This window comes from Streptomyces sp. NRRL F-525, assembly GCF_000716605.1.
GTDB lineage: Bacteria > Actinomycetota > Actinomycetes > Streptomycetales > Streptomycetaceae > Streptomyces.
Map to the genome: position 1 here is coordinate 1 of NZ_JNXE01000152.1, position 405 is coordinate 405.

The 405-nt window shown below is 59.0% G+C and carries 1 rRNA gene; it reads right to left on the reverse strand.

Features of this window, described 5'->3' with window-relative positions:
* Positions 1-316 precede the first annotated feature (316 nt).
* Positions 317-405: ribosomal RNA gene (locus OO69_RS48295) — 16S ribosomal RNA — on the reverse strand; the annotation flags it as partial.

The window sequence follows — 405 nt, forward strand, 5'->3', positions numbered from 1 at the left end:
GCCACAGATGCTCGCGTCCACTGTGCAGTTCTCAAACAACGACCAACCACCCATCACCCCGCCCTACTGGGCAAGTTCACTGGGGTCGGCACTGAAGGCGGCTAACAGCCGTACCTTCAGATACCCAACAGCGTGCCCGGCCCTGTCGCCACTCGTGATCAGCTTTCCACGCCCCGAAGAGCAGTACTCGCAGCCATGAGATGACCGACAGTGCCGAATAATCAACGTTCCACCCTTGAGCAACCAGCACCGGACATTCGCCGATGTACTGGCCTCTGACCTCACCCCGAAGGGATCGGTAAGAAGTGCTCCTTAGAAAGGAGGTGATCCAGCCGCACCTTCCGGTACGGCTACCTTGTTACGACTTCGTCCCAATCGCCAGTCCCACCTTCGACAGCTCCCTCC